The organism is Paenibacillus sp. FSL R7-0198, assembly GCF_038000415.1.
Classification (GTDB): Bacteria; Bacillota; Bacilli; order Paenibacillales; family Paenibacillaceae; genus Paenibacillus.
Map to the genome: position 1 here is coordinate 663,506 of NZ_JBBOCB010000001.1, position 20,894 is coordinate 684,399.

General features: G+C 46.6%; 17 protein-coding genes. 5 read left to right on the top strand and 12 right to left on the bottom strand.

Annotated elements, in window-relative coordinates:
• Nucleotide 1: 1 nt before the first annotated feature.
• The 10 genes from MKY87_RS02660 to MKY87_RS02705 form a co-directional block, all read right to left on the bottom strand.
• Complete coding sequence (locus MKY87_RS02660; RefSeq protein ID WP_339783361.1) at nucleotides 2-1,309, bottom strand: M20 family metallo-hydrolase; 1,308 nt, start codon at nucleotides 1,307-1,309, stop codon at nucleotides 2-4.
• The gene (allB, locus tag MKY87_RS02665; protein WP_340962808.1) at nucleotides 1,306-2,709 is read right to left on the bottom strand and encodes an allantoinase AllB; all 1,404 of its coding nucleotides are present in this window, start codon (nucleotides 2,707-2,709) and stop codon (nucleotides 1,306-1,308) included. The genes MKY87_RS02660 and allB overlap by 4 nt, the downstream gene beginning before the upstream one ends.
• Before the next feature lie 46 nt (nucleotides 2,710-2,755).
• Complete coding sequence (gene uraH / locus MKY87_RS02670) at nucleotides 2,756-3,133, bottom strand: hydroxyisourate hydrolase (protein WP_339783357.1); 378 nt, start codon at nucleotides 3,131-3,133, stop codon at nucleotides 2,756-2,758.
• Nucleotides 3,133-4,638 (bottom strand): factor-independent urate hydroxylase, encoded by a 1,506-nt coding sequence (gene pucL, locus MKY87_RS02675; protein WP_340962810.1) that lies wholly within the window; start codon nucleotides 4,636-4,638, stop codon nucleotides 3,133-3,135. The genes uraH and pucL overlap by 1 nt, the downstream gene beginning before the upstream one ends.
• 239 nt (nucleotides 4,639-4,877) lie before the next feature.
• Nucleotides 4,878-6,500, bottom strand: a complete 1,623-nt coding sequence (locus MKY87_RS02680; protein ID WP_338587141.1) for a PucR family transcriptional regulator — start codon at nucleotides 6,498-6,500, stop codon at nucleotides 4,878-4,880.
• A gap of 221 nt (nucleotides 6,501-6,721) precedes the next feature.
• Nucleotides 6,722-9,466 (bottom strand): CHASE3 domain-containing protein, encoded by a 2,745-nt coding sequence (locus tag MKY87_RS02685; protein WP_340962812.1) that lies wholly within the window; start codon nucleotides 9,464-9,466, stop codon nucleotides 6,722-6,724.
• Nucleotides 9,467-9,644: 178 nt separating this feature from the next.
• Nucleotides 9,645-11,033 carry a class II fumarate hydratase gene (gene fumC / locus MKY87_RS02690; protein WP_074095411.1) on the bottom strand — a complete coding sequence of 463 codons (1,389 nt, stop codon included), beginning with the start codon at nucleotides 11,031-11,033 and terminating at the stop codon, nucleotides 9,645-9,647.
• A 132-nt stretch (nucleotides 11,034-11,165) separates the two neighbouring features.
• Nucleotides 11,166-12,176, bottom strand: a complete 1,011-nt coding sequence (locus MKY87_RS02695; RefSeq protein ID WP_339783349.1) for an aldose 1-epimerase — start codon at nucleotides 12,174-12,176, stop codon at nucleotides 11,166-11,168.
• Nucleotides 12,177-12,344: 168 nt separating this feature from the next.
• The gene (locus MKY87_RS02700; protein WP_340962814.1) at nucleotides 12,345-13,154 is read right to left on the bottom strand and encodes an MBL fold metallo-hydrolase; all 810 of its coding nucleotides are present in this window, start codon (nucleotides 13,152-13,154) and stop codon (nucleotides 12,345-12,347) included.
• 179 nt (nucleotides 13,155-13,333) lie between these two features.
• Nucleotides 13,334-13,606, bottom strand: coding sequence for a hypothetical protein (locus tag MKY87_RS02705; protein WP_339783347.1), 273 nt, complete (start codon nucleotides 13,604-13,606; stop codon nucleotides 13,334-13,336).
• 210 nt (nucleotides 13,607-13,816) lie between these two features.
• On the opposite strand from MKY87_RS02705, the gene MKY87_RS02710 reads away from it, so the two are divergent.
• The 4 genes from MKY87_RS02710 to MKY87_RS02725 all read left to right on the top strand — a co-directional run bounded on the left by MKY87_RS02710 (nucleotide 13,817) and on the right by MKY87_RS02725 (nucleotide 18,141).
• Entirely contained in the window at nucleotides 13,817-15,049 is a 1,233-nt protein-coding gene (locus MKY87_RS02710; RefSeq protein WP_124115192.1) for an aminopeptidase, read from the top strand.
• A 90-nt stretch (nucleotides 15,050-15,139) separates the two neighbouring features.
• On the top strand, nucleotides 15,140-16,372 hold the full coding sequence (locus MKY87_RS02715; RefSeq protein ID WP_340962816.1) for an aminopeptidase: 1,233 nt from the start codon (nucleotides 15,140-15,142) through the stop codon (nucleotides 16,370-16,372).
• Nucleotides 16,373-16,619: 247 nt separating this feature from the next.
• A complete protein-coding gene (locus MKY87_RS02720; protein ID WP_338587152.1) occupies nucleotides 16,620-17,210 on the top strand; it encodes an RNA polymerase sigma factor in 591 nt (196 codons plus the stop codon).
• The gene (locus tag MKY87_RS02725; protein ID WP_340962818.1) at nucleotides 17,188-18,141 is read left to right on the top strand and encodes a hypothetical protein; all 954 of its coding nucleotides are present in this window, start codon (nucleotides 17,188-17,190) and stop codon (nucleotides 18,139-18,141) included. Before MKY87_RS02720 ends, MKY87_RS02725 begins: the two co-directional genes overlap by 23 nt.
• Nucleotides 18,142-18,143: 2 nt before the next feature.
• Here the strand turns inward: MKY87_RS02725 and MKY87_RS02730 are convergent, their stop codons facing one another.
• Nucleotides 18,144-18,656 carry a hypothetical protein gene (locus MKY87_RS02730; RefSeq protein ID WP_338587156.1) on the bottom strand — a complete coding sequence of 171 codons (513 nt, stop codon included), beginning with the start codon at nucleotides 18,654-18,656 and terminating at the stop codon, nucleotides 18,144-18,146.
• A 233-nt stretch (nucleotides 18,657-18,889) separates the two neighbouring features.
• Here MKY87_RS02730 and MKY87_RS02735 point away from each other — a divergent pair, with 233 nt between their 5' ends.
• Complete coding sequence (locus tag MKY87_RS02735; RefSeq protein ID WP_340962820.1) at nucleotides 18,890-19,336, top strand: hypothetical protein; 447 nt, start codon at nucleotides 18,890-18,892, stop codon at nucleotides 19,334-19,336.
• 70 nt (nucleotides 19,337-19,406) lie between these two features.
• Here MKY87_RS02735 and MKY87_RS02740 read toward each other — a convergent pair whose 3' ends face one another.
• A complete protein-coding gene (locus tag MKY87_RS02740) occupies nucleotides 19,407-20,723 on the bottom strand; it encodes a hemolysin family protein (protein WP_340962822.1) in 1,317 nt (438 codons plus the stop codon).
• Nucleotides 20,724-20,894: the final 171 nt, after the last annotated feature.

The window sequence follows — 20,894 nt, forward strand, 5'->3', positions numbered from 1 at the left end:
TTCAACTCCCGTAACCGTATTTATAGAGTAGCCGGACCAGAACTCGAAAACCGTGCATCAGGTCTGCCTCAGCTGTATATTCAAGTGGATTATGACTGATACCGTCCTGACTTGGCACAAATATCATGGCTGTTGGACAAGCTGGCTGAAAAATCTGCGAATCATGTCCCGCGCCGCTTGGCATCAGCCAATAGGACAACTGCTCCTGCTCACAGGTATCCTGAATGTCTGAGATCATTTCTGCATTCATAGGAATGGGCGTCACCGACAGATGTTCTTCCCAGTCCAGTCCGAGCTGCTGCTCGGCTGCGATTCGACTAAAAGCCCGAAGCATATCCTGCCAGCAGCGATCAATACTCTCCTGCCGGATATGGCGGATATCCAATGAAAACACCGCCCGTGCTGCAACTACATTCCCAACACCTGGATCGGCTGTGATTCGCCCAACCGTGGCTACCAGCGGTTCTCCTGCTTCCAATGCGATATTTCTTACTGCAGTAATCATCTCGGCTGCTCCGGCAAGTGCGTCTTTGCGCCAGGACATCGGCGTCGTTCCCGCGTGATTTGCTTCACCACTTACGGTAATACTGAACCGCTTCTGACCTACAATGTCGGATACAACTCCAATCGAATGTCCGAGACGTTCCAGAACCTGACCTTGCTCAATGTGAAGCTCAATAAAGGCACCGTAATTTTTCGCGGCAGGTCTATATGCACTATCAGGTCCAAAACCCGCATCCCGGATCGTTTGTGCAAATGTAACGCCGTCTTGATCCTTCAACTGCTCTACGTCTTGGAGAGCTGTCATTCCTGTTATACTGCGTGAACCCCAATACGCAAAAGGGAATCGGCTTCCCTCTTCCTCACATAGGGATACCACTTGAAGTGTTCGCTTCGGTGCTCCAAAATGCTTCTGCAAATACTCCAAAGCAAGGACACCCGCCACCACACCGTAAGCACCATCATATTTGCCGCCATACACCACAGTATCAATATGTGATCCGGTGACTATCGGTAATTCTTCAGCACCATTCGCTGATTCCTTACCCTCACTCTTGAGTGTGCCATACAGATTACCGGACTGGTCGAACTCGGGAGACAGCCCTTTCTCCTGCATTTTGGCAGCAAGAGCACCTTGTGCTTCACACCAAGCCGAGTCATACAACAGTCGTGTGACGCCGCCCTGTGCATCCGCACCATAGGTCGACAGCCAGTCAAGCATGGCTTGCAGCTCCACCTGTTCCACATCTGGCAAAGTAAGAGGTGCGTTATTTGTACCGGATGACCGATATACTCCAGACTCATTCATGACGTCTCCTCCGTTCCCGCTTCAATGGGACTAGCAGAGTAAGCCGCAATGTGTTGCCCGATAGGCACGGGAGATAACCCGGATTCCGAGTTGTAAACGCGCTGACCACGGCAAAATACGTCTGCAATCTGACACTTAAATGTACGTCCCACATAAGGACTCTGTTTATGCGTATAGAGAAGATTCTCCATGTTCAGGATTGTGCTCTTCTCCCAGTCAATCAGGACCAGATCTGCATCTTTGCCAATGGCAATCTCCCCTTTACTCTCCAGACCAAGCCTTCTGGCAGGTTGCAGGGAGAGAACTCTTCCGAGCAACGGGAGGTCGATATTTCGCTGAAGATGTCCATCCTCCAGCATGATTAGCAGTGTGCTTTGTGCACCGGATATGCCGCCCCAGATTTCAAAGAAGTTATCAGATTGTTTCATGGATGGCGGACATGGAGAATGATCTGAGGCAATAACATCAATCAATCCCGAAGTCAGTGCATCCCACAACCGCTCCTGCTCGGAAGAGCTGCGAAGAGGTGGAGCGCATTTCGCTATAGCACCCAATCGGACAACATCCTGATCGGTCAGCGTCAGATAATGAGGGCATGTCTCCGAAGTCACATCCTGCCCACGCCGTTTTGCATCTGCAATTAGATCCAGGGCTTCCCGGGTACTAATATGCACAAAATGCAGCGCACACTCAGTCTGTTCACCGTATTTCAACGCTCGCGCAACCGCGACGACTTCGGCTTCCACAGGACGGGACTGGACATAGTCCATCGGTTCCGTCTTTCCCTTAGCAATGCTTTTCGCGCCGAGTTCGGCAACGATGCCTTCGTCCTCTGCATGAAGTGCCAGCACACGTTTTAATGTTGCAAGTTCATGCATTCCGTCCAATAGCGTATGATCATCGGCTCTGGCAAAGATATCTTCCCCTTCGCCTCCCGGCTCGGACATAAATGCCTTGAATCCGGCAGCACCCAGCTGTGACAGTGGAGCAAGTTCCTCACGGTTGCCGGGAACCAAGCCTCCCCAGAACGCATAATCAACATACGATTGGTCTGCCGCTGCTTTCATTTTCATTTCCCATGCTTCCGGCCTTGTGGTTGGCGGTACGCCGTTAAGTGGCATATCGACATAGGTGGTGATTCCCCCTGCGGCAAGGGCTGCCGAACCCGATCGGAATCCCTCCCAACTGGCGAGTCCAGGTTCATTGAAGTGTACATGAATGTCCACGACACCCGGCATCACTGTAAGCCCCTCAGCTTCTATGATGCAAGTCGCTTCACCAGCAGTCAGCCGCTTGGACAGTTCCGTTATTTTCTCACCCGTAATGCCAATATCCAGTTGTTCTACCCGATCTCTCAGCACCACCCGGGCCCCCCGGATGATGGTATCAAATGTTGTCATGTGGATGACCCTCCCCCCCCTGAATCAGAACCGGATGTGTGCATATTCAGCTTCCCCGGTATGTACTGTAACCTCCTGGAGCAATCAATAATGGAATATGGTAATGGCTTAAGGCATCAGATACGGCAAAACGAATCGGAACAATCGTCCATAATGCCTGCCCCAGCTCCTCCAACGAACGCTGTGCGTAATAACTCTCGACATAGAATTGAAGCTCATATATCGCCGGCTCCAACTTGCCTCCATCCAGCAACGGTGCATCCAAACGCCCATCCGCATTGGTCACCGATTCAGCCACTTTTGTCTTGCTTTCCTGTTCTCCATCCCTCTTCAGGGTATACAGTTCGATCCGAACACCCGCAGCAGGCACGCCTTTGGATGTATCCAGCACATGTGTTGTAATTCGTCCTTCAGACATCGACATTAGACGTCACCTGCTTTCCCAGAGTCACGGCCGTCTGTTCCCAGATCATCCCTTGTCATCGAGAAACCCTGGAATCCATATGGTGGCCTCGGCTCGGTAAATACTTTGCCTTCTCCCTCTTGCACTTCCTCCAGCACTGTCTCCCACGTCCGATTGTTGGATTCAAATGAAACCTCACTCAGTTGCTCAAATCGACTTAACAACCTTCGTCCAATCTGGTAGATCAGATGTTGAATGGAAGCGGATCGACACTCATGAAATACCGCAGCAGCCAAGTCTCTAACCTGTTCCGCCGCCACATACCGTCCACGCTGATCATCCATACCATCTCTCGGATCTTCATAACGCCAATTGATGTTCAGGAAAATAAATAACGGTCGATCCCATGTCTCTGGAAGAGTGGTATATTCATCCTGCATAAATCCGGCAAATTCACTGCCTTTGACCTTGATCAGTCTCAGATCGGCTACACCACTGAAATGGTTGCTGAGTTCAATCGAGTCTCCTGTTCGTTCCGCTTCCACGGCAGCTGTCGCACGATCATTCTGCGAATAACGAAATACGAGCGCACTCGGTCGATAATTCCCTTCTAATCCAATGGGTATATCTTCAAAAGGAATCTGGTCCGCTGTCATCTGAACCTTGCTCATCTGCGGATACGTCTCCAGGAAACGCCGACTCACCAGCGCAAGAAATCCTTCCACCGTTGCCCCTGTGTAATCCGCTGCATGTTTGAGAATAAAATTTTTCATTGAATCGGTTGCGACCACCAGCGAATTATCCCCTTCTGCAAAAGATGGCAAGAATTCACCCCCCTGCACAGCCACCTTGATGTTCAATCCAAACAGAATATTGCTGCGTCCCATGAACGGAGATTCCGGGATGGACTGTATACCCGTTAACGGTTTGGCGTAGGAACGGTACATCCACACATCCCCTTTGCCGTAATACATGGTCCGCTGCTGCACTGCGGCTGGCTTGCTCACGAACTCATGTTCATGACCGATCTGTGCAAGCCACTGCTCCAAACGAATACCTGCAATTTTGAAGACTTCCTTCAATGCAGTCTCGAATTCTTCTTCCCTGCCTCGGCGATGACGTTGCCTCATGGATTCAAGGATGGAGCTTGCGGTATGGCCTTTAACGGCCAATATGAAAGGAAAGCCAAATTGGCTTGTATATGCTTTGTTTAATTGTTGAAGTTCGTTGTATTGCTCTTGTGAGAGGGAATCAAGTCCTGCACCAGCCTGCTCCTGAACGGAGTTGCTGCTCATGCTGATTCGCGCTCCAAGATCCGGGTGATTTCGAAGTAACTGTAACTTCACCTGGTCATCCGATGCCTGAACCACGTTTTTCATCACTTTCATCATTTGTTCAAATGAATTGAAAGGTCTTAAAAGCCCGGCCCGCTCAGCCACCCATGGTGATTCCTCAAATAAGCCGCCAAACGTATGCACAAACTGTGTGATAGACCAGTTGTTAACAAGTTTAGTTAAGTCGCTCATGTTAAAACCTCCGGTCTGTTGTGGATTATTGTTCTTCATTCTAAGTGTCGTTCAATGTCGCGACAACAATATTTACGCAATTTTGTAATATAACATAACATCAGAGTTGTGATTTGTTTGCTGTGCACGGGAAGATCAGCTTTTGTGGTCCTTAAACATGAAAGAACCGCACTCCATCAAGGGAATGCGGTTCTTGGGGGTCTGACCCGGTAGCATTGTCATGTCGCACAATGTGCGGTCTAAAGTTGAACATTGTGCGGTCTTGCAGCTGCTTTGTCCCGTACAAACTTGCGGAAGGTGAATACCAGCTTTAATTTAAGCAGATCATTCGTTTTCTTAAAGTCCATTTGCAGCAAGCTGCCAACTTTCTCCATCCGATAAGTGACCGTGTTGCGATGCACAAACAGCTGTTTGGCAGCTTCATTGATCAGTCCATCATTTTCTATAAAGGACTCTAATGTATTCATCAGCACCTGATTGGGATCACCGTCCCTAGCAAGTAGTGGTTCGAGTACTTTATTGCAGTAGTTCTCCATGATGTTATCCGGTACGTGTTGGAACACATAGGCAAATTCAAGCATTTCAAATTGCAACGCACGGTCTTTCATGCCGAATCGACGAGCCAGTTGTCGTGTATCCAGACACTCCTGGTATGCTTCACGGAGCGATTTGGGTTCATGTTTCATTTTGCTGATCCAGAAGCGTGGAGCCGGTGCCCCTTTTGCTTCTTGCGCTGCCAGAACATCACCGAAACGGCTTAACAGAAAACCTGACAGTTCCTCTCCATAATCTCGCCCTGTTGGACAGGTATAGATGGACAGAATGCCATCTTCAATCTGAAAATGCTGTGAGGCCGTGAATTGCATCAGCGGATTGTATTGCAACTCACGATGAATCTGTTTAAGCAGCTTACCCTCGGCAAACAGAGTCGGCTCAAGCGTGATCAACACGCACTGATAGGTTCCCTGGAACAGATGGATTCCTTTGTTTTCACTCAAGGTGGTCAATTCCTGAACAGTCATTTTGTTATCCAGATACTGTGAAAGCAGTGTACGCATCTCATCTTGCACGGTCGGATTAATATGCTCACGATAAGTCATATCCATATAAAATGCCAGTACATCGGCAGCCTGCTGGAACAGCTCTTCTTCTGCTCGAAGCGATAGGGCTGAATCGGTAAACACAAGCAACGATCCGTATTCTTCATCATTTTGCTTGATGGGTACGCGGTGACAGCTTCCTTGATTCCATTTCACTCGGTGCATGACGGATTTCCAAGGCCAGCCCTGTGTTACCGCATCTCCCGCAATGCCTTCACTGCCATAGAGCACATGCCCACGAGAACCAATAACGGCAAGCGGATAGTTCAACACTGTGGCAAGTTCGGCAAACACATTCCGGTGTGGCTGCTGTTGCAGTGCAAACTGCATTAATTTCTTCTGCTTCTGCACGACCTCATGCAGCAATCGGTTACTACGTTCATGTTCAGCCTTGAACAAGGCATTCATCTGGTCCGAGAAGGTGAATTGAAAAGGAAGTTCAAGTAATGGTAAACGAAGTCGATCGGCTTCCTCGACAATACCCTGGGGAATGGACTGCCAGAAACGTCCCAGCTTGATGCCTAGTCCTGCACAGCCACGTTCATTCAAGCGTCGCATCAAACGCAGTGCATCTGTTTCACTGTCTTTCATAATAAAAGCGGTAGTGAACAACATTTCTCCGGATTTGATCCAATCCGCGATATCAGGAGCGTCCATGACATTAACGGATTTCATCATCCGTGAAGTCCCTTCTCCACCCGCAACCAGTTTAGCCTCTGACAACGGGTATACCTGTAAAGCCTCTTTAACCGTAAGTTGCATGGACACTACCTCCCATATATATAACACGATATTATGTCATTCTTATTACTATAACTAAATTTCGCATTATTTTTCGAATTAAATCCATATTCAGTCGTTTAACTTTTATTTGTTGTTAAGTATTATAACATCATTTTTCTGAATAAAGCTTACACGGCAAAAAAATAAAACCTATGACCTAATTACAGCGCACTTCCCTGTAATTGGCATAGGTTTTTAGATCAGATTTCCATGGTTTCGTGATTCATCCATAATTTCATACGGGATAACACATCTTTGATATTCAGCGGTTTGCTGAGATAGTCCGAAGCTCCTGCTGCAATACATTTCTCCCGATCCTCTTTCATGGCCTTGGCTGTCAGTGCAATAATCGGAAGCTGGGTCATGCCAAGCCGTTCACGGATCTGGCGAGTCGTCTCATAACCATCCAGTTCCGGCATCATAATATCCATCATGATGATATCAGGCTTGACTCCTCCACGCTCCAACAATTCCAGACATTCATACCCATTCTGGGCTGATATGACATTCATGCCGTATTGTTCGAGAGCGTTAGCCAGCGCATATACATTTCGTATATCATCATCAACGACAAGCACTTGCCGACCACTAAGCAAAGACTCTTCCAGAGGTGTCAATAAAATATCCGATTGTTCGGAAGTCATTGAAGGAAGCTTATTAATCTCAGGTGCAGTGCTAGCCACCTCATTCAAGAACAACCGCGATACATTCATAGTCTCAGGTTCATCTCTTCGCAATGGCAGGAACAGAGTGAACACACTGCCATGTCCTTCACGACTTGTTGCCGAGATTGACCCCCCCAGCAAAGTTGCAAGCGATTGAGAGATCGACAGGCCAAGCCCTGTTCCGCCATATTTACGTGCCGTAGCCCCATCCGCCTGTTTGAATGCATCAAAGATCTGGAGAAGTTTGTTTTCCGCTATGCCAATCCCTGTGTCACTGACGGAGAAAGCAATCACGTCGGTCTCTTGGTCTTTCACCTCAGGATGAGCCAGACTCATTCTGGAGATCGTTAAGGCAACTTCACCCTCACTGGTGAACTTGAATGCGTTCGAGAGCAGATTTCGGAGAATCTGATGCATTCTCATCTCGTCAGTCACGATGGTTTCCGGTAAAGGACTTTGGAGCTGAATTCGGAAATCTATTTTTTTCTGCTCAGCTGTTTTCAGGAAATATTGATTCATGACTTCAGGCAGACTGCTCAGATAAACATCATCAAAATCCACTTCCATCTGCCCGGCCTCTACCTTGGATAGATCAAGAATATCATTGATCAGATTCAGCAGGTCTTTACCTGACTTGTGAATGACCGAAGCATAGTTCTGCTCTTCACTATTCAAGTGTTGATTTTTATTTTCAGACAAGATTTCGGATAAAATCAGCATGCTGTTGAGCGGTGTCCGCAGTTCATGAGACATGTTCGCCAAGAATTCGGATTTGTATCCCGAGCTTGTTCGTAACTGATCCGCCACAACTGCAAGTTCATTGGCTGATGTCTCAGCAGCACTCTTCTGTATTTCCAGGCGATCATTAAGCATATGAAGCTCTTCGGTCTGCATTTGCAGTTCTTCCGTCTGAGACAGCATCTCTTCGGTCTGAGCCTGAAGTTTCTCCGATTGTGCCTGTAATTCTTCATTCAGAACTTGTGACTCATCATATAATTGCTGTAATTCCATGCGAGTGACGGTCGAGTGTAGTGAAACTCCAAAAATGTCCGTCAGTTCTTGCATCAGCTTCATATCATTCTCTTGCAATGGCTTCATTGAAGCAAGTTCGATTACCGCAATCGTTCGCCCTTCGAACAGGATCGGTACTACAGTAAGTGATGTGGCAGATGTATACCCGAGCCCCGAAGAGATCCGGATATAGTTCTGCGGTAGATCATTCATGCGTAGAACTCGCTTCTCGACAGCACTTTGACCTACAAGCCCCTCACCCGGGGCAAGCGACACTTTACCGAGCGAACGTTCTTTCTCTCCATCCCCAGCATATGCAGCCACGCGCAGCAGTCGATTGTCTTTCCAGTAATATAAAACGCTATAGGGAACTTCAAACAACTTGGCAAGCTCGTTCAGGAACAAGCGGGACAATCCCTCCAGATTGGTCGGGTTCTGTAAGAGTGTGGCAATGCCTGTGATCTGGTCCTTGACCCGATTCTGTTCCTGTACTTCATCCAGTAATTTGTTGGTTTCGTGACCCAGGTCTCCCACTTCATCATGTGTCCGAACCTGGATCCTCTGCTTCAGGTTTCCACCTTTGGAGATATCACTGATGGTTTGCATAACATCTCGCAACGTTTTGACGATATTTCCTGATATCACAATCGCAGCGGCAATGGATAATGCTGCAATAATACCCCACAGCGTGTACATAATCGTCAGTAGTGTGGAACTGCGTCTGGCAAGTTCAGTAACCCTCGCCTCGGTCAGAGAGATCTCTGTGTTACGGAAGGTTGTAAGTTGAGAGCGCAGTAGATCAATTTCAGTTTTACCCGGATCAGATTGAAAGAATGCAACAACTTTCGCTTGATCCCCTTGCTTTTTCAAGTCCACCGACGGCTCCCCAGCAATCTCAATCCAGCGTGTAATATGAGCTTTGATGTTTTGCAGACTCTGCTGTTGTGAAGGATTATCGCTAATGAGAGCATTCAACTGATCATAGTTGGAACTCCACTGGGATAGGCCTTGGGAGTAAGGCTCCAAGTAACTTTCATTGCCTGTAATCATGAATCCACGCTGTCCTGTCTCCATGTTCAAGACATTTTTTTCAATCGCGTTGGTCAGATTATGTACTTCCAGATCATGATGGGAGATAAAATCATTTTCCTTCTGTAACACATTAATTTGGGCCGTAAGCACTAGCAGAACAGCTCCAAACAAAAGCACAACCACAAGATAGCCCAATAAAATTTTGGAGCGTATCGTAAATCTTCTCGTTTTTGACAACGCGGAAACCTCCAAATATATACGAATCCCATTCAATTAAATTAAAACTGGTGCATATGTAGTTTATATGTATACGTATAGTCTGACAAGCTTTAAGTTCATCGATAAGCATAAGAAAAACGACCTGCTTCTGCAGGTCGTCCTCATCATTGATCTATATTACTCATTTTAGCTTATTTTAGGCCTTTGGAGCGATCATTTTGGCTGGATCGACATATTGATCAAATTGCTCTTCGGTAAGCAGACCCGTTTGTAACGTCGCCTGTTTCAAAGACAAGCCTTCTTTATGTGCAAGCTTCGCAATTTTGGCTGCATTCTCATAACCAATATGCGGATTGAGCGCTGTAACCAGCATGAGTGAATTGTTCAGATTATGTTCAATCTGATCCAGGTTAGGCTCGATGCCTACGGCACACTTGTCATTAAACGCAATAATGGAGTCTGCCAGGAGTTGCACGGATTGTAAGAAGTTATAGATAATAACCGGTTTGAATACATTCAGTTCAAAATTACCCTGACTTGCCGCGAAACCAATCGCTGCATCATTACCCATGACCTGCGTAACCACCATAGTAATGGCCTCGCTCTGAGTTGGGTTGACTTTACCTGGCATAATGGAGCTGCCTGGCTCATTCTCCGGAATACGGATCTCGCCCAATCCACTACGAGGACCACTGGCCAACCAGCGGACATCATTGGCAATTTTCATCAAATCAGCTGCAAGCGCTTTAACCGCACCGTGCGCATACACAACTTCATCATGACTTGTAAGTGCGTGGAATTTGTTTGGTGCAGATACAAAATCTTTCCCCGTATGTTTGCCAATCTCCTTGGCAGTGAAGTCCCCAAAGTCCGGATGCGCATTAATGCCCGTTCCGACAGCTGTACCGCCGATTGCAAGCTCCTTCAGATACTGTACACTTTCACGGATCATACGCTCACTCTTGCCAAGCATGGCTTCCCAACCACTGATCTCCTGACCAAGCGTAATTGGTGTTGCATCCTGGAGGTGGGTACGTCCAATCTTGATAATATCCTTGAATGCCTCCGACTTGTCTGCAAAAGTAGCTTTTAATACCGCAATGGCCGGCAAGAGTTGATCCTCAACAGCCAGAACACCTGCGACATGAAGAGCCGTTGGGAATGTGTCGTTAGAGCTTTGGGACATGTTCACGTCATCATTCGGATGCAGACGCTCTTCCTTGCCCTTTTGCTCCAGCAGTTGGTTCCCCAGATTCGCAATCACTTCGTTCACGTTCATATTGGATTGTGTTCCGCTACCAGTCTGCCATACTACCAATGGGAAATGGTCATCAATTCGGCCTGCAATAATCTCGTCTGCTGCATAAGCAATAGCATCGGACTTAGCCGCAGATAATTTACCTAATTTATGGTTACTGGCCGCAGCACTTTTTTTCAAAATGGCAAGAGCACGGATCACTTCCATCGGCATATGTTCACTGCCAATCGGGAAGTTCTCCTTGCTGCGCTGCGTCTGAGCTCCCCACAGCCTGTCGGCTGGTACTTTCATTTCGCCTAACGTATCTCTCTCAATGCGGTATTCCACTTGCTTGTCCTCCTCCAAAAAGATGGTTTGGGTCTCTACAAAGCTTGTGTATCTCGTCATATTATACATGATTTGCGAGCAGGTTTTCACCTTTTCGACAAAATTGTAAGCGTAGCGCAAAACGAGCGTGAATTATTTTTGTGATGCAATTGGATACAATCGGCTGCTTTGTTCGAATAGTTCACCTGGTTCCAGACCGACCAATCCGATTTCTTCTGCCGGGATGCCTTCAACATTAGGAGCGTTAACCAGGTTCATCTGTGGTTCAGGACAGAAGAATTCGCCACCCATGTTATTGTTCCAGATCATCCAGTGCTTGTAGGATGTACCCACATCATATACCAGTTTGTCTCCAGTACGGTTGTCCGTAAGTTCCATATAGTTACGTCCATTCTGCGGTTCCGCAGTGTAATGGTTATCCATCGCAGCAAAGAACGGACTAACCCCGTCTTTCTTCAATTGTTCTTCCTCAGGTGTAAGCGGTTGAAATTGTCCTGTTGGCAGAGAACGCTCGTTCAATTCACGACGTTGTCCAATGGTAACTTTGGCCGTGTAATCCGAGGCTTGACTATCCGGTGCAAAAGGTACAGCAATCGCCGTGTGGAATGCAAACAAATTCGGCATGTATTCAGTCCCGTTGTTGCGGACGATCAATTGTTGCTGAAGTCCTTGGCTACTCAATGAGTAACGAAGCGTCACCGTGAATGTAAACGGCAGATACTGATGGAATGTATGTCCTTCTTTCACGTCCTGGCTAAGCAAGACATAGCTCTCTAGCTGGTCAGAACCATATCCCTCGACCTTCCACTCGGCATCATGCAAAAATCCATGCAAATGGTTACCTGTAGCCGGTTCGTTCACAGGCAACTGATAGACTTTACCATTCCAAGGGAAACGTCCATCCTCATAACGGTTCGGTGGAGAAAGAATCGGAATTCCATAGACCGCTGGTGCAGCCATAAACTCATCCATCTGATCCTGATTCGGCTCTCTCAAATAACGGAAACCCTTTTCTGTATCACGGAAAGCAACGAGGTTGGCACCCACGCTTGGAATAACTGCCGCTTCAAACTGATTAAAACGAAGCCAAATGGCTGGAATCCCTCCAAATTGTTCTTCAAATGCTGCATTTTGCTGTGTCATCGTTATATGTACCTCCTGCATACTAAGGTTATATTATACGGCTCGACTATATCATGCCCGAGCACAAAATACCAATCTATGATAGAGAACAAATTCATGATATAAAGACAAAAAAGACAGCTGCAATCCGCTGCGGCTGTCTCTGCTTGCTTTCATATGTTGGTTCAATTAATCCACATATTTGCCGTGATCCGGCACAGTGCTCTCTTCAAAGTCCAGATCAAGCCGCTTCAAGGATTCACTCAGCATATCTCCGCTCAAAGCATGCCCATGCCCGGTAATTGCAAGTTTCGGCTCCAGATGCCTTATATGCTGGACAGATTGATGAGCAGCCTGCCAATCGGTTGTGAAATAAGATGGTGGGCCATGCAACTGTTTGTCCTGAAGTAACACACTCCACAGCGATTCCTGCTTCACCGTAATGATTGCGTCCCCTGCAATCAGCAAACGATCCGCTTCCCGAAACAGTGACACATGTCCAGGTGTGTGACCTGGTGTGTGCACCCATTCCCATCCCGATACGCCTGGAACGGAATGATCTTTGGGCAGACTGAATATCCGATCATCCAGATTGATTGCCTCATTGGGATAAGCGAATGACAATCTGGACATTAGACCTCCACCTACAGAAGGGTCCGCTGGCGGGTAATCTTTTAATCCCGTTAAATACGGAATTTCAAGCGGATGAGCATACACTGGCACACCCCAGAATTGTTCCAGCTCAATAACGGTTCCTACATGGTCGAAGTGACCGTGTGTCAATATGATTGCAGATGGCGGACCTTGAAAACGTTCGCTTGCAACCTGAACAATATGATCTGTGAACCTCGCCATTCCGGTGTCCACGAGGACCCAGTTCCTGCTTCCTGGCTCTCCGATGAACACGACATTAACGAATAGTGTACGTAGACTGAGAATATCGGGCGCGACTTCTTCAAGTCCCGTCAACCCTTCTGTAATCAGATTGTCAGATGCCATTCACGGTTACCTCCCATTAGGCGGATTGTCTCTCTGGTTCCATCATCTCGTAGACTTCCCTTTTCTGGATCATCTATTCAACATTTCCAATAAAATAGACGGTATACACCCTGTTTCGGGCATACACCGTCTAGTATAGTCATCGACACAACACAATAGAACAAGAACATCTCGGCCAGTTAAGCCGGAAATGCCTCCAGAGCAGCATCGAGCAATTGATTGTACAGATCGTCATCATTCTCAAGCAGCTCGTCCATACGAAGTAACTCATCTTCATCTCCAGATTGCTCCGTGAAATGCAAGCTATAGTCCCAATCTTTTCCGTTCTTGCTCATGAAGGTAATTTCATATACTGACTTTTCGCCTTCTGTGCGGTAAACGGTATTTCCCACGTATCCTTTTTCACCTTCACGGCGCATTTCAGCACTTATAATTTCAATATTCACTATCATTCTCTCCTTTAATCTTTCATCTACAGTCGGTCTCCAACATTTCTGGTAAACCTAGTTTGGTAATTATTATTGGTTAATTGTACAATATATAACGTAGCAACGTATACCTTATTCAATGAAGGAACCATTCTGAGTCCTTACATAGTTGTAATGAGGACTATAATAGCCAACAAGCTACGATATTATTATCACATTGGAGGAAAAAATAGCATGAATACTTTTGAAACGAATCTGCAGCAATATGCTGAACTGGCTGTACAAGTCGGTGTCAATGTCCATCCTGGACAGACACTTGTGGTTAACGCTCCAATCTCGGCAGCACATTTTGTACGACTGATTGTCAAAGCGGCTTACGGTAAAGGTGCGAAATTGGTCAAAGTAAACTGGAGTGATGAAACTGTTACACGTCTTCATTACGATCTTGCCCCTGATGAAGCCTTCTCCATTGAACCAAAATGGTTTGCAGCTGAAATGACTGAACTCGTTGAAGAAGGTGCCGCTATTCTGCACGTCATCGCTGAAAATCCGGATCTGCTGAACGGTGTAGCTCAGGAACGGATTGTTACTAGCCAAAAAGTGCGCGGCAAAGCGCTCGAAAAATATCGTTCTTATCAGATGGCTGACAAATTCAGCTGGTCTATCGTAGCCGTTCCTTCTCCTGAATGGGCAGCTAAAGTGTTCCCGGATCTGCCGGAAGCGCAACAAGTGGACCGCCTGTGGGATGTCATTTTCAAAACAGTACGGATCGGTGAACAGGATGCTGTTGCCGAATGGAAAACCCATTTGCAAAACCTGGATTCCCGCGCTGATCTGCTGAACAACAAGAAATACAAGAAGCTTCACTATACAGCTCCAGGCACAGACTTGACCATCGAACTTCCAGAAGGCCATATCTGGGTATCCGGTGGAAGTGTGAATGAGCAAGGACATGTCTTTATTGCCAATATGCCTACGGAAGAAGTATTCACGGCTCCGCTGAAAACGGGTGTTAACGGTACAGTGCGCAGCACGAAACCACTGAGCTACGGCGGCAACCTGATTGACGGATTCTCCCTTACATTCGAGAACGGTCGAATCGTAGATTACACCGCTGAACAAGGACTGGATGCACTCAAAAACCTGATCGAGATGGATGAAGGTGCACACTATCTGGGTGAAGTAGCCCTTGTTCCACATCAATCCCCAATTTCGGATACGAATATTTTGTTCTACAATACTTTGTTTGATGAAAATGCCTCCAACCATTTGGCGATTGGTAATGCCTATGCCTTCTGTCTGGAAGGTGGTAAAACGATGTCCAAAGAAGAATTGATTGAACGTGGCATGAACTCAAGCCTCACTCATGTAGACTTCATGATTGGATCTGGAGAAATGAACATCCACGGCGTGACCTCCGAAGGTGCGGAAGAGCCGATCTTCCTGCAAGGAAACTGGGCATTTTAATCCCGTTTGATGTGATTTAGGAGAGAGGAGATTACTCCTCTCTTTTCCTGTGTCAACAGGTCAACAATTCAACAATTGGAGGGAACTCATATGTTAAGTTTTGAACAAAAACTGGATCGTTACGCTGAACTGGCTGTAAGAGTAGGTGCTAACGTGCAACCAGGGCAAGTATTTGTCATCTCTGCTATGATTGATACCGCTGAATTCGTACGTTTGCTGGTACGTAAAGGATATGAAGCTGGAGCCAAGCAGGTGATTGTAAAATACGGAGATGAAACCGTCAATCGATTGCGGTTTGAGATGGCCCCTGAGGAATCCTTCCAAGAGCCGCCGAAATGGCATGCAGCGGAGCTTGAAGAATTGGCAGCCAATAATGCAGCCTTTCTGACCGTATTGTCATCCAGCCCTGACCTGATGAAAGGTATTGACCCTGAGCGGATCTCGACCCATCAGCGTACATTTGGTCAGGCGATGGCCAAGTACCGTCAGTATCAACAGGCGGATAAAATGAGCTGGACGGGTGTGGCTTGTCCTTCCCCCGATTGGGCAGCCAAAGTATTCCCGGATCTCCCGGCAGCTGAGCAGGTTAGCCAGTTGTGGGAAGCCATTTTTGCTGCGGTGAGAGCCGATCTGGAGGACCCTGTAGCGGCTTGGGAGCAGCATATTGAACGACTGGAGACCAAAGCCGTTGCACTGAACAACAAGAGGTATCAAGCGTTGCATTTCCTCTCCCCAGGGACCGATCTTACTGTCGAGCTTCCAGAAGGTCATATCTGGGCGCAGGCGGGTAGCGTGAATGAGCAAGGCACCCCTTTTGTTGCGAATATCCCGACAGAGGAAGTATTCACCGCTCCAGCCAAGCATGGCGTAAACGGCAAAGTGTCCAGCACCAAACCACTTAGCTATGGCGGCAGTATCATTGATCGTTTTTCACTCACATTCGAGAACGGACGTATCATTGATTTTCATGCTGAAGAAGGTCAGGATACGCTGGAAAGACTCATTTCCATGGATGAAGGATCTCATTACCTCGGCGAAGTCGCTTTGGTTCCCTTCCATTCACCGATCTCTGAGAGTGGTATCCTGTATTACACTACATTGTATGATGAGAATGCGTCTTGCCATCTTGCGATTGGCAGTTCCTATGCATTCAATATCGAAGGTGGCAAAACGATGTCTCCTGAAGAGCTTGCAGCTCGTGGCATGAACACCAGCATCACCCATGTGGACTTCATGATGGGCTCTGCCGAGACGGACATCTACGGTATCACGGCAAACGGCGAACGTGAAGCCATCTTCCTTAAGGGAGACTGGGCATTCTAACTGATCACGGAGAGTTATCTCCTGTAATGTATACTCTCTGAACAGTCGAAAAGGCTGTCTTGCAACCATGTATTCATGGTTGGCGAGACGGCCTTTTATTAATTTTCAGCAAACTTTCCCGCATGTTATACACACTTCCCTCATCTGGTTTTTCCCGGACCAACCTCCCATTGTACCGTTTCCATATTATGTTGTAAAATGTAATGATACCAATGTTTGTGGATTGTTCACCAGAAAGGAGAACATCATGGCCAATCGGCTTCAGTTACTACTAGCCTCAGATTTCCATAATTTAGGCTCTGCACTTCAAGAAGAAGTGTATTATGAATATTATAATATGGTACATGGTCTTATCGTTTATATCATCAAGGAGCGTGCTGCAGCAGAAGATATTATTCAGGAAGCTTTTATCAAAATCATTAAAAACAAACCCATCTTTGAAGACGAGGTCAAACTGAAAGCCTGGCTCAAGGTCGTCACGCGGAACACAGCTATTAATTATCTGAGAAAAAATAAAAATAACCGTAACCAAGTGGATACGGATAGTGTTTTTATAGATATGGAGACGATGAATCAGACGGCAGCTTCCGTGGAAAGCATGGTAGAAACGCAGATGATGGAAGAGTCTATTGAATATTATCTCAGACAGCTCAAACCGGAATATCGTGTACTGGTGGAGTTACGGTGGAAAAAAGGTCTCTCCTACCGAGAGATGGCCGAACTGCTGGATACCTCCGAAGACATTGTGAAGCAACGTTTGTTCAGAGCCCGCGGCAGTATCAAGAAGAAATTACATAAGGAATGGGGTGGAAGCATTGAGCAAAGGCAAGTCCGATAAACTTGTGGAGCCATTCGATTCAGAGCTGGAAGATGAATATTTCGACGCTGCGTTTGATCTGGCTTTTGATGAGGCTTTCCATCAGGCCGTCTCTGCCCCTTCCGCCTCCCATACCGAATCCATGCAGCAATCCTGGCAGAAGGTACACAGGGAAATTAACAGAATCGGTTTACGCAAAAAAAGAATACGTACTTTACGGCTGTCTGTTGTAGTCGCTGCATCCGTAACTATTGGGGCCGTTATTTTCAGCCTGCCGTCCGGTACGCAAGCAGTATCCCCTTTTGTGCAATCCATCAAGGATTGGGGCAATGGCATGAAATCCATTATTATCGAGGATCGCACGACCCATCTGGGGGCTGATCCGTCAACAGCCAAAACGCCTCCACCACCAGAAACCAGCTTGGACGACATTCTTAAAGTACAAGAAGAAGAGGCTCTAAATACACCTTCGTATGAGTTATCGAGCCATCAGTTTCGTCCAGTACTTGTTACGGAAGAGATTGCACGTGAAGGGTTCATGGGTGACTTTCTTTTATCCAAGGCCATTCCCGAGCGATTCAACAAGGTCAAATTCGAACTCGTGCTCGATACTGAAAACCCTGTGAATCCAGACGATTATTATGAGTCCAACCAAATGAGAGTTCAATATACCAGTGAAGGCAAAAGCATAGAAGATGAGATTATCCAGTTTGATTATATCTATGTCATGCCTGGGGAGAAAATTGAAGGGGCCATGCTTCGTGATATGAGCACCGTAAAGCTGGCGGATGGCACGGAAGCACTGATGTATATCGGCCCACCCTATAACTCCTTTCAGTGGATGATGGGTTCCAACAATATGAGTCTGTTTGGCACCCTTTCGGAAGAAGAAATGACTGCTATTGCCAACGATTTTCAAGAGCAGAAGTTTCCCGGCAGCACCCGTCGATAAGATCAGAATAACACGGTGCCAGAGACATGTTTGCTTGTTTCCGTGGTACTTCCATCATACGCTGTATGAATACTGGTAACGCGATAATAATATCCTGGCATAACGGTCCAATCCGATGCGGCATTCAGTAAGTTTGTATTCGTTGCATTGTTGGAATTCGTTTTAAAAGTTACCCATGCTGTTCCTGTCCAGCGCTCAAGTCGATAATCTACGGAAAGTGTCTTCATTGCTGTATATGTCATGGTCTTGGTATTGACGATAGCCGATAGTCCACCCCCAGGAATGAGTGCACCGACCGCTTGATAGATATGTCCAAGTTCTCGAGTGGTAGCAAGCGAATGGATGGATGGTTCTGGCGGTGGCGGAGCTGTAAGGGCACCAGAGGACACGTTGATCATCGGGCTTGCAACGGCTGGTTCGGACGTAGGTATAGCCAGGATTGTTGGCACCATTAACAAGGCAACAAAGGTTATTTTTAGCATAGATGCTGCACTCTTATTATTCATTTTCCGCATATTGATCCATCCTCCGCTTCCATACTTGATTTTGTGTAAGGGTATAAACGGACGGATCAGGTGACAGGTTTCAAAAAAAAATTAGACGCTCCGATGTTTCTGTCGGCAGCGTCTTTTGTCTTTGCATGCATCTCCAGCATGGTTGAAACCTAAATTATTCCAGCCCGTATGTATTGGGTAATGGATACACGAAACCATATTAACCAACAAGATTTGCAAATGAGGTGTATAACTTGAGTAAATTTCAATCCAAATCCAAAAGGCATCGTCACAGCTCCAATCCGAATGAACTACATATCGAAGTTTCCGGCTCGTTCAAACGTTGGCTTGTTATCTTGGTGAGTGCGCTTACCGCAGGGACCTTAATATATTTATTGGCTACAGCCCGTGAAAGCTGGATAAGCATGGGGATTGACCGCTATGTATTGCCCTTTATGATCTGGGGACTTGTACTGTCTCCCATCCTTGCTTTTCTTTTCCTCAAGCAGAGCGGTCGCACCCTCTCCCATGTCCAATTTTTACGTGTTTTCGGGATTGCTCGAAAAAAGCTGAATATCCAGCATGATCTCGCTCCTGGAGAGAATGTTTACGTCACTTATAAGCGAATTGATATCAAAAATAGCTTTGTCACGGAGAACCGTTATGCTGATATTGTCATTCATGCACCCAAAGAATCATGAGTATGCAAAGAAGCTGTACGTTGACCATTACGTCACCATACAGCTTCATTTGTTACAATTTCGATCCGGCTTACGCGCCTTCTTCTTCAACCAACAGTTCCAGCTTAATCACATTTACTCGGGAAATCCGCTTATGCTCTGTCTCTTGAATGACAAATACATAACCCCCATACTCAACCGATTGACCGACCTCAGGTGGAATGGCATCTACTCTGGAGTATAACCAGCCCCCGATTGTATCGTAATCGGCACGATCCATCTCCAGTCCAAATCGTTCACTGACTTCTTCAATCAGCATCAATCCATCAATAGAGTATTCCATCTCATCCACTTGCTCAATGGCAGGACGTTCTTGGTCGAATTCATCCTGAATCTCGCCTACGATCTCTTCCATGATATCTTCAAGTGTGACAAGCCCGGAGGTTCCCCCGTATTCATCAATTAGAATCGCAATCTGTGTCTTGCTACGCTGCATACGCTTGAGCAGATCACTGATCAGGGTGGTATCTGGCACAGCCAGGATGGGCCGGATTACGGAGATGGTATCCGTAAGTTGGGATCGCATCAGATCCTTAATGTGAATAAAGCCGATAATATGATCCTTGTCTCCGTTATATACCGGATACCTTGTTCGCATACTTTCGCTGGCAATCTCCAGATTCTCCAGCATGGACTCATTGGCATTCAGACAGATCATTTCCGTCCGCGGAATCATAATTTCACGGGCGGTTGTATCCGTAAAATCAAATATATTATCAACAAGTGCTAATTCAGTGTTATCAATTAAACCGCTCTTATTGCTTTCTTTCATGAGAATACGTAATTCATCTTCACTATGCGCGTCGTCCATCTCCGAAGCTGGTGCCATTCGGAACAGTCTCAACAAGCCGTTAGCCATACCGTTCAGTGCCCATATGAATGGATACATTAACTTGTAGAAGAACGTTAGCAAAGCCGCAGACCACAACGTGATCGTCTCAGACTTTCGAATCGCCATCGTTTTGGGAGCAAGTTCTCCCAGTACAATGTGCAAGATCGTAATAATCACAAATGCAATGGCAATAGAGATTCCATGAACGTAGACTGGTCCCAGTCCAAATGTGGTAAACATGGGCTCTAACAGATGTGCAATTGCCGGTTCTCCCAGCCACCCGAGTCCCAGTGAAGCCAAAGTTATACCTAGTTGGCAAGCTGATAGATATGCATCCAGATTACGTACGATATTGGAAGCATAGATGGCATTTTTGTTGCCTGTTTCCACCAAAGCCTCAATCCGGCTTCCACGAACTTTCACCATCGCGAATTCCGCCGACACAAAGAAACCATTCATTAATACAAGTAAACCAATGATTACTAAATTTAAAATACTCGGTAAGGGGTCACTCAAATTTTCATCCTATTTGCCGTCATTCTTCGGCAAATAGGTCCACCTCCTTCGAAAATGTAGGATATTTGCCATTCTGCCGCTCATATGCAATTTCAACTTCCCAATGCTTCCACCTCCATCTTGTTCTGTCGAATAAAAAAGATATGCTTCTTTTATTATATAATTCTACAC

What these genes read in the sequence shown, in the direction of transcription:
- MKY87_RS02660 (WP_339783361.1), bottom strand. Translation starts at nt 1,309, where the DNA reads ATGAATGAGTCTGGAGTATATCGGTCATCCGGTACAAATAACGCACCT.
- allB (WP_340962808.1), bottom strand. Translation starts at nt 2,709, where the DNA reads ATGACAACATTTGATACCATCATCCGGGGGGCCCGGGTGGTGCTGAGA.
- uraH (WP_339783357.1), bottom strand. Translation starts at nt 3,133, where the DNA reads ATGTCGATGTCTGAAGGACGAATTACAACACATGTGCTGGATACATCC.
- pucL (WP_340962810.1), bottom strand. Translation starts at nt 4,638, where the DNA reads ATGAGCGACTTAACTAAACTTGTTAACAACTGGTCTATCACACAGTTT.
- MKY87_RS02680 (WP_338587141.1), bottom strand. Translation starts at nt 6,500, where the DNA reads ATGCAACTTACGGTTAAAGAGGCTTTACAGGTATACCCGTTGTCAGAG.
- MKY87_RS02695 (WP_339783349.1), bottom strand. Translation starts at nt 12,176, where the DNA reads ATGACACAGCAAAATGCAGCATTTGAAGAACAATTTGGAGGGATTCCA.
- MKY87_RS02700 (WP_340962814.1), bottom strand. Translation starts at nt 13,154, where the DNA reads ATGGCATCTGACAATCTGATTACAGAAGGGTTGACGGGACTTGAAGAA.
- MKY87_RS02705 (WP_339783347.1), bottom strand. Translation starts at nt 13,606, where the DNA reads ATGATAGTGAATATTGAAATTATAAGTGCTGAAATGCGCCGTGAAGGT.
- MKY87_RS02710 (WP_124115192.1), top strand. Translation starts at nt 13,817, where the DNA reads ATGAATACTTTTGAAACGAATCTGCAGCAATATGCTGAACTGGCTGTA.
- MKY87_RS02715 (WP_340962816.1), top strand. Translation starts at nt 15,140, where the DNA reads ATGTTAAGTTTTGAACAAAAACTGGATCGTTACGCTGAACTGGCTGTA.
- MKY87_RS02720 (WP_338587152.1), top strand. Translation starts at nt 16,620, where the DNA reads ATGGCCAATCGGCTTCAGTTACTACTAGCCTCAGATTTCCATAATTTA.
- MKY87_RS02730 (WP_338587156.1), bottom strand. Translation starts at nt 18,656, where the DNA reads ATGCGGAAAATGAATAATAAGAGTGCAGCATCTATGCTAAAAATAACC.